The 9,832-nt window shown below is 62.1% G+C and carries 1 protein-coding gene; it reads right to left on the bottom strand.

The annotated features are described in order from the left end of the window. Positions 1-75: 75 nt before the first annotated feature. The coding region (locus IPM39_24865; protein MBK8989256.1) for a VCBS repeat-containing protein at positions 76-9,832 on the bottom strand (9,757 nt) is incomplete at its 5' end.

A 9,832-nucleotide genomic window follows, 5' to 3' on the forward strand; every position in this document is an offset into this window, starting at 1 on the left:
GCACATAGGCCCTATTAAATCAATGCCGTATTGGGGTGTGGGCGGCGTGGGTTCTGGCACGCCGCCCACATTTGCTTATGGCTGCCGCTGGAGAACCGGCAGATAAATAATCCACTCTGTCGGCGGCGGCGGTTCGGTAGTGGTTTCAACTTCAACCCGCAGCAGCGCCGTTTCACTCACCTGCGCCGCACTGCCCACGGCCGTTCCCGTCAGCACAAAGTCGCCAGTCCCATTCGCCTGCACCGTCACCGGAATCATCGCCGCCATGCCCGGCGGCAAGAGGAAGTTGCCCAGTGCGACGGCAAAGGTCAGCCCGGCCCCGCTCAGGTTTAGCGTCACCGGCACGGCCGTATTGCCCGTGTTCGTCAGCACCAGTGTGTAGCTGGCCACAAAGGTGTTGCTGATGGTCTGGCTGGCGGGCAGCCACGCGGCCGCCAAACCTTCCTGCGCCGCCAGGGTGAAGGTGGTGCCATCTGTGCCCACAACGGCCGTTTCGCTCACCGAACGCGCCAGCACATCCAACGCATAGGCTTGGGGCAGCGCCCCCATAAACGGCCCGGCGGTGTACTGCACCACCACCGACGCACCCGCCGCCAGCGTGACCGTATCGCTGCTAAACGCGCCACCTGCGCCCACCGGCAGGCCCGCCGCCGTCAGAGCAAAGGTATCGCTATTCTGGCCGGTGTTGGTCAGGCGCACGTCCCAGCTAAAGCTCTCGTCCGGGTCAATGGTCACATGTTGGTCGAGGATTTCCACCATCACCCCCCAACCGTTGAGGTCAACCTGCCCCGCCGCTGTGCCACTGACGGCCGTATCCGTCTGCGCCGTCGCCGTGACGCTGATGGGGTAGCTGCCGAGTACGGCCGTTTCCGCAGGCGTTACCAACAGCGTCAGTTCCGCCACGTTGTAAATGCCCGTAGCGACAAACAGCTCATCTACCGGCTGGCCGTTGGCTTCAAAACGGCCGTTCCAGCCCCCGGGTAACACACTGTTCAGGTCAAAGGTGTGGGCGCTGCCACCCAGATTTTGCACAGTGACGGTGAAGACGGCCGTACCGCCCGGTCCCGCTGCCACCAGCGGCGGCGTCAGCGTCACCACCACCCCTTCCATGCCTGCGCCCTCGATAACGGCCGTCGCGCTGCCCACAGCTCCGCTCTCCTGGGCGATGGCGTTCACGGTGAAGGGCTGCGCACCCGTGTCGCTGGGCGTGGCTGTGAAGGGCACGTCCAGGCTGCTGTTGGCCGGAACCGCCACATCAGGCGGCAAAACCAGCAGCGGTATGCCCGCCATGCTCAGGTCGTAGGTGCGTGGCCCGTCTTCCAGATTGGTGATGGTCAGGGTATGGCTGATTAGTTGGCCGACGGGGGCGAGATTGCCGTCTACGGCCGTTATCGCCACCAGAACACCCTCCTGCACCCAGGCAGAACCGCCCAACTGCACCGCGCCGCCGCTGCCATTGCTCACTGACAACACAAAGGGATGCTCCCGCAGTTCGGCGCCATCAGGCACGGTTAAGATGAGGACGGCCATTGTTTGCCCATTGGCGGGCACGGTCACGTTGGACGGCAGCGATACGCCCCAATCGGCAGGCAGGCCAGCGGCATCGAGGCTGTAATTGTCGGGGGTCGCCGCCGGATTATAGAGGGTAATGGTGTAGCTGATGGTTTGGCCGGGCACGGCCGTTTGTGCGCCCGGCGTCATTTCAGCAATCACCGCGCCTGTTACAAAGAGGGGCGGCAGGGTCAGGCTGTTTTGGCCGCCGGGCAGGGTATAGGTCACCCATGCCCCCTGCGCCACCTGGCGCACCTCGCCCGGCTGTAGGTCGGCCACCTGCGAATCCAGGGTGATTGTGACAATCGGCTGATACCATTCCTGGCGGTAGCTGAAGGTGTAGGTGGGTGGGGTAACGGCCGTTGGCGTCAGTGAAATGGTCGGTGTGAGGACTGTGATCTGGTCAATCCCGGCGGTGTAGTGAACGTTGATGCTGTAGGCGGGCGCCGGATTGCGCTCCGGCGTTTGCGTGCGGTAGGTGTTGTGCAATTGCCAACTGTTCGGCTGGGTGAACGGAATGCTCCAGTCATCATTGATGTTGGTGACGTGGTAATTGTGCTGGTTCCACACCGGGCGCGAATCCACCCAATGGCCCACATGGCTGATAACAAAAATGCCTTGCCGCCCCGCCACAACCACGTCGGCCACACCGTCGCCATCTACATCGCCCATTGAGGGGTAATCCATAATCGTGCCGGAGCGGGTGAACGGTTCGTTGAACAGCCGCTTGCCATCGGAGCCACGAATCACCAAAAAGCCATCGCCCAGCCCGTTCCACAGAATTTCCCAAACGCCATTACCGGTCAAATCTTGCGCAGCTACGCCAGAGGCGGAGGCGCTGGCATCGGCTACGGTTTGCTGCCAAACCAGCGAGCCGTCTTTGGTCAGCACCATCAGCATATGGTCGAAGACAAGGAAACCGGCGTTAATGGCGGAGGCGGTGACGATATTCGGCTGCCCATCGCCGGTGACATCGGCGATGGTGATAGGGCTGGGACGGAAGTGGCTGTCGCTGCCGGTGTAGTACGACCAGAGCAGGGAGCCATCCGCGTTGAGCGCCTCCACGCGATGACCCCAGTTGATGATGATTTCCGGCTGCCCATCGCCCGTCAGGTCGGCGACGGCCGGCGAGCCGAAGACGCCGCTGCGGAGGGTGGTTTGGGTCAGGGTGTAGCTCCAGGCGATTTCCAGGCCGTTCAACACATCGTAGTCATACAGGTTGAGGGTATGACCCTGGGCAGAGATGATTTCCAGCGTGCCATCGCCAGTGATGTCGGCCAGCACAGGTACGCTGGGCCAACGGCCGATAGGGTCGCTGTCCAGAATGTTGCCCAGGTGGTCGAGGACATAGAGCGCATCCTCCGAAGCGGCGATGACGATTTCCGGGTCGGCGTCGTTGTCCAGGTTGCCCAGGGTCGGGCCACCCCAGCCAAAACTACCGCCACTATCACCGGTGTGGGCCTGGATGGCCGGCTCTTGCCAGAGAACGACGCCATCATGGCGGAAGGCGAAGAGACCGTTGTCGCCGCTGATGATGATTTCGGCATTGCCGTCGCCGTCCAGATCGCCCAGGGCTGGTTCGGCGGCCTGGCCTACCAGATCAGATGTCCAGAGGATGGGTGTGCCATCGCCGGTGTCTTGCCCGTCGCCACGGTAGACATAGAGACGGCCGTTGAGCGACGGCGCAACCAACTCGACCACCCCATCGCCGTTCAGGTCGCCAATGCCGATGGTGCTGACGAAACCGGTTAATGAATAGGGGGGCAGCAGTTCGGTGGCCGAGTCGTCGTGCCAGGTGACTTGCGGCGTGTAGCTGTAGAAGCCGTCGGGGTTGACCTGGAAGGCGTCTACGCGGCCAAAGTTGCGGGTATGGATTTGCACGGTGTGTGGCCCATCGCCCAAATTGGGGAAGTGGAATGTGGCCGGCTGGTCGGAATATTCGGCGGTCATATCGAGTATGCCCATCGGTTGGCCGTCAATGGCCACATGCAGCGTGGCCCCAGTGCGATTAAAACCGAGCAGGGTCAGGTCGCTGCCGACAAAGGTAAACCACATGTTGGGGTTGGCGTTGGGCAGCCCCATGGACAGGTAATCTCCCTCGTGGGCGTATTGATTTTCCGCCCGGCTCCACCAATCTCTGTTGCTGAAGTAAAAACGGCCGTTGCTCTCTTCCAGGTTGGCGTTGGTCCAGCCGTCGCCGGTTGTTTGGCCGTCCCAGATATCTATGAAGTCGGGGCGGAGGCTGCCGGAAACGGCCGTGACCGAAATCGTATGTGCGCCACTAATCAGGTCATCGTAGTAGATGCTGGTAATATCCCCCTCACCGACCGAGGTATCAAACATGCCGCGCGAAACGCCATCAATGAAGATTTCTACCACGCCTCCCGTGCTGAAACCGACGCCAACCCATGTCCCGGCAAAGTCAAGAGAGAATGTATGACCGACTGTGGAGGTGTTGGCATTGTACGTACCACTGCCCCGATTGATGCTGCTTTGCGTTCCCCAACTCTGGGGCATGGTGTGGTACGGGTAGCCGTTGTAGCGCAGGTCGGGATGGTCTTCTTCCAGGCGGATGATGCCGCTGACGGTAGGCGGTGTATAAGGTACGCCGGTGGCGGGGGTGGTAAAAGCGTCCAGGGTCACGCTGCTGCGATAGCTGCGCACCTCCAAGACGTGAGGGCCGTCGCCAAAGCCATCGAAGGAGAAGGCGCGGGGGCCAGGCAGGAGGCTGTACATATCAAACAGTCCCAGCGCTTCCCCGTCCACGCTCAGCCTGATGGTGTGGTAGCTACTGCGTGACCAGCCATGGAAGGTGATGGAGTCGCCAGTGAAGGGGATCCAGGCGGTGGCGTTGTTGCTGCCGGCGTTGGCAAAAGTGCCACCGCTGGCGGCGGCATCCATCGTTTGTCCCCAAGCGGCGCTGTAGAACAGCCGGGCATCCGTCTCCTCAAAAGCGCCGTCGGGCAAGGGCTGACCATCCCACACGTCGAAAAAGTCCAGATGGATACGGCTGCCGGTGGCATTGGGATGGCGTGTACCCAAGACGGTGATGGTGATGGTATGCGCTCCCGCGCCTAACTGATCAAAGTAATAGCTGCTCGTGTCGTCCTCGCGGCTGTACAGGTCTATTTCGGCAACAAGATTGCCATCAATAGCGATTTCCGCCTGACCGCTTAACCGATCGGTGGCAAAGCCAACGCCGACCCAACTGCCCACAAAATCGAAGCTGATGGTGTCTCCGGCGGTGGCAGAGTAGATGTATTGGCCGTCGCTGGCGCGGTTGCTGAAGATGCTGCTGATCCGCGACCAGCTTTGCGCTGTTTGGGGGTAGGGAGCGTCGTTGTAACGGAGGGCGGGATGGTCTTCCTCGTAACGGGTGACGCCGCTGATCGGCGGGTTGGGGTCAATGAAGGGGCCAATGCCCGGCGTGGTGAGGGCATCGAGGGTGGTTTGGCCGCGATAGCTGATGAGTTGCAGGCTGTGGGGGCCGGGGCCAAAGCCATCGTAGCTAAAGGTACGGGTAACGGCGCTGGTTAAGGCGTTGGGGTGAAAGAGGTTGACGGTGTCCAGATATTCCCCGTCTACGAATAGCTGCGTCCAGTTGCCCTGGTTGTAAGCGAGCGCGTGGTAGGTGAAGCTGTCCCCGGCGAAGTGGAACCAGGCGCTGCCATTGTTGTGGCGGATGAGGCTGCCGCCGCTGGCGTTGGCGTTATTTTCGGTTACCCAACCGTCAGTGTAAAAGAAACGGCCGTGATCCTGCTCAAATGTCCCGTCATCCAGCCCCGTCCCATCGCCGAATTCGATGAAATCTAGCTGGACGCGGCTGCCGCTGGAGAACGGGTTGCGACTGCCCAGAACGGTGACGCTGACGGTGTGGCTGGCGTTGGTGAGATTGCTGAAGAAGTGGGAAACGGCCGTATCCTCCAGCCGGTACAGGTCTATGACTCCCTGGCTTTGGCCGTCAATAAAGAGTTCCGCGTAACCGCCAAACCGATCGGCAAAGAAGCCGAGGTTGAGCCAACTTCCACTGAAATCAAAGGTGATGGTGTCGTTGGCGGTGGCGGAGCGGATGTATTGGTTGTCGCTGGCTCCGGTAACGCTGAAGCGGCTCCAGCTTTGGGCGGTTTGGGGGTAGGGTACACCGTTGTACAGAATGGCCGGGTGATCTTCTTCGTAGCGGTTGATGCTGCCAGGCGCGGGATTGGGGTCCGCGAAGGGAGGGACGCCGGGCGTTTGTAAGGCGTCGAAGGTGGTTGTGTTGCGATAGCTGTTGATTTGCAGGATGTGGCCGCCGGCCCCGAACCCTTCATAGCTGAAGATGCGGGTGATGGCATTGTTGGCGTTGTTGGGATGGGTGAGGTCTACCGTGGTCAGGTAAGCGCCATCCACAAAAAGCTGTGCCCTGCCGCCGCTGCTGTAGGCGAGGGCGTGGTAGGTGAAGCTGTCGCCGTCGAAGGGAAGCCAGACGGTGGCGGCAGTGGCGCGCATGTAGCTGCCGCCGCTGGCGGTGGCGTAAGCCACATCGGTCCAGCCGTCGCTGCGCAGCACGCGCACGGCCGTTTCTTCAAACGTGCCATCGCCCAACGGCACGCTGTCCCAATAATCAATGTAATCGAGCTGCACCCGCGTGCCCACGGAGAGGGGATTGCTGCTGCCAGTTACCGTCAGGGTGACGGTGTGCGGCCCCGCGCCCAGGTTGGGGAAGACAAAGCTGATGGGGGTGTTGTCTTCATTGCGGTACAGGTCGAACGTGCCCTGGCTGCTGCCGTTGATGGCAACTTCCACATAGCCGCCAAAGTTGCTGCCCATGAAGCCGAGGTTGAGCCAGTCGCCGTCGAAGGTGTAAACGGCCGTGCTGCCCACCACCCCGTTGCGCCAATAGCTGCCGCCGCTGGCCCTGGTTTGGTTAAAGCTGCTCCAGGAACCGGTGAAGCTGATGGCCGGGTCATCTTGTTCGATGCGGAAATAGGAATCGTTAATGGTGAATAGGGCCTGGTCACTGGTGAATGGTTCGGCGTCTCCCGATTCGGCATTGTCAGTTGCCAAGGGATCGTTGTCCACTGGTAACTCTTCGACCGGGGTGTAGGTTAACGGCCGGATAATCTCCTCAGTCGTTGGGGGTAGCGGAGCGTCTGAGGGTGTCAATTCGGGCTGCCACACAGGGCCAACGGCCGTGGCCTCGCTGGCATTGACCATTGACGATTGACCATTAGCAATTGACCATTCTTCTCGATCCACATTCCAATAAGGCGCGTCATAAATCGTGCGCCCGGCAAACTGGCCGCTGTTCACGGTTAACTGTCCACTATTGATCGTTGTGGTGATAAGGGTCGTCACCGTCACTGTGCCCGGCGGTACAATTTGCGGCGTGCTGCTCATCTGCGCCGTCAGGCTTTGCCCCACGCCCAGATAGCCGTAGCCGGAACCATCGGGCACCAGGACGCTGCTTTCGTCCCGCAGGTTGACGGTGATGGTGTAGACGCCTTCCGCCCAGCCGGAGGTGTCTAACGTGCCCAGTTCGTAGGTGCGGGGATTGCCGGACAGCAGGTTGAGGGTGGGATTGAGGCTGGTTTGTGGGCTGCCGTCGGGGGCGATTACGGCCGTATCGGCTACCACATTCCGCGCTACATTGGCAATGTTGGCAATTTCCACGCTGAGGGTGGTGGAGCTAACCCCCACATCCACAAAGGGCGGGTCGGCGGTAACGGCCGTTACCTGCACAAAGCGGTCTACCACATTCAGCCGCGCCTGCGAGCCGGGATTGATGAACAAATCCACGTCGGGGCCGGTGGGCACGGCCACGGCGTTGAGCAGGTGGTAGCCATCAGGCGGTGTGGCGACCGATACGGGCAGGGTGGTCGTTTGCCCGGCGGGGAGCGTGATGTTTTGCGTGGTTTCCCCTGTGGGCAGCGAAAGCGTCAGGGCGTAGGTGGTTGCCACCGTGCCCAGATTGGTCAATTCGAGATCATAGCTGGCGCTGTCGCCAGAGAGGATGGCGTCGCTGTACGGATTCCAGCGCAGGCGCGGCCGATGCTCTTCGACCTCGCACACCTGATCGCCCAGGCTGGTAACGGCCGTCGCCAGCTCATCCAGCGCCAGCAAAATGGCGGCGTTGTCGCTCTGGTTGGCTAGATTCGCGGCGGCGGCAGAGACGCTGGCGGCGGCGGTGGTGTAAAGGATACGCGAGCCATTGTGCGCCACGGCTTGCGCCGCCGCCACCACATTGTCGCGCAGCGGCAGGGGGCAGTCGCCCAATTCGCACCACGCTTCCAGCTCTTGCACGGCCAAACCCAAACTTTGCACGCTGGCGGAATAACCGGCATGTCCCGCTGTGCAGCTTCCCGCTTGCAGAATTTGCCCCGTGCGCTGGCTGGTGACTTGCACAATGAGCGTGGCCGTCTGCGTATAAACGCCGCCGGGCGCGGGGCTGTCCAGGAAGAGGGGATAGATGGAGCCAATGGGGGCGTTGGTTGTGCCGACAGTGACGGTTTGGTTGGCCGTCGCGCCGGGAGCAAGCGCCGTCACGTTGTTGAGGGGCGAAACGACATCCAGGGCGGCAAAGTTGCTGCGGGCGCTGAGGGGGAAATCCCCGGCGGCGTTGCCCACGTTGGTCAGGTTGAGGGAGATGTCGGCAACGGCCGTGCTGGTGAGGTAGAGGAGGGGTGGCTGCACGGCGACGTAGTTGAAAGACACGGCGGGCATGGTGAAGGGGATGGTGGCGCTTTGTTGGGCAGTGGTGTCGGAAACGGCCGTGACCTGAATGGTGTGGCTGGTTCCGGGGGCGGGCAGTTGGCCGCCTGGCGGGTTCACGTAGAGGCCGAGGTAGCCGGTTTCGCCGGGTGGCAAGGTCAGGCTGCTGCTGGTTTCACCCGGCGTCCGGTTGGCGAGCAGCGTCCAGCCAACGGGCAGGCCGCTGACGGTGAAGTTGCAGGTGTGAGGGGCGTTGGCGGTGTTGGTGAGGAGGATGGTGTAGGCCGCGCCGGGAATTTGCGCCTGACCGCTGTTGGTATTGCCGGGGCGCAGGTCGTCGGCCAACACGCTGCCCATGGGGATGGTGGTCAGGGGATCGGGCTGCACGGTTAGCGAGAAGCCGTCGAAGGGCTGAATGGTGATGGTGTGGTCGGCCGTTTGGCAGACGGAGGGCGCACTGGCCGGGCAGGCGGTAACAGAGACGGCATACTCACCCACAGGTGCGCCGGGCGCGGGGGTGATGGTCGCCTGGCTGCCATTCATTGCGGCCGTCCAGCCAGCGGGGGCGGTGACGGCGACGGCGAAGCTGTTGTTGAAGTTGCTGGCGATGGCGGGGGTGAAGGTAACGGCCGTATCCGGCGTGGTTGTGTTGGCGGCAGGGTTCGTGGAAAGGGTGAAGAGGACGGCCGTGCCGTTTAGCGTCACCTGCTGCGTGGCGCTGCCATTATCGCTGATGTTCACATTGCCGCTGTAGCCGGTCACGCCCAACCCGGCAGCGGTATTGAGCGGTTGGCCGCCCAGCGTGGCGCTGCCGGTGGCCGGGCCAAGCAACAGGGAAAGATTGCTGCCGCTGACGGCTGTGCTGCTGGCATGGTTGGCGGCGGCGAGGGGGCCGCTGCCAGACAGCGTGGCGGCCGATTGGGCCTGGATGGTGAAATCGCCATTGTAGGTGATGTCGTTGAGGGTAACGGCCGTGTTGCGCAGCGTTAAGGCCAGATTGCTGCTGGCTAAATTGGCCTGCGCGTCGGCAAAGTGGGCGCCATTGCCCAGGTTGGGCAGGGCGGCCCCGTAGAAGCCCATCTGTCCATCGCCGGACAGGGTGACGTTGGCATTGGTCGCCGAGAGTGCGCCGGGAACGGCCGTGATCGCGCCACTGCCGATGACAGTGCCATTTTCATCTTGCAAAGTGCCGTTAGCCAGGGTGAGGCTTTCATAATAATAAGCCGCGCCGGGGGAGGTGTAGCTGGTGTTGAGTGTGCCACTGACGACGGCGAACTCCGTGGTGAGCGTGGCGTTGAGGTTGCCGGTGGGCAGGGTGGCGTTGATCGGCAGGGTGGCGGTGGTTACGTTTTGCGCGGCCGGCGTGAAGGTGTTGAGCGCCATCCACACACTGCCCAAGGGCGGGTCGTATTGCACCACGCTGGTCAGGTAGGCTTCGGCCGCTTTTTGCCCCCAGGCGAAGGGGTCAGCCGCCGCGCCGGTGGCTGCGCCGCCGATGCCTGAGCCGCAAAATATCCCGGACAATGTGCCGCCGGTGGCAATGGCGCCCACGCAAGTGAGCGTGGTGGCATATGTGCCAATCCACCAATTG

The organism is Candidatus Leptovillus gracilis (genome assembly GCA_016716065.1).
Classification (GTDB): domain Bacteria; phylum Chloroflexota; class Anaerolineae; order Promineifilales; family Promineifilaceae; genus Leptovillus; species Leptovillus gracilis.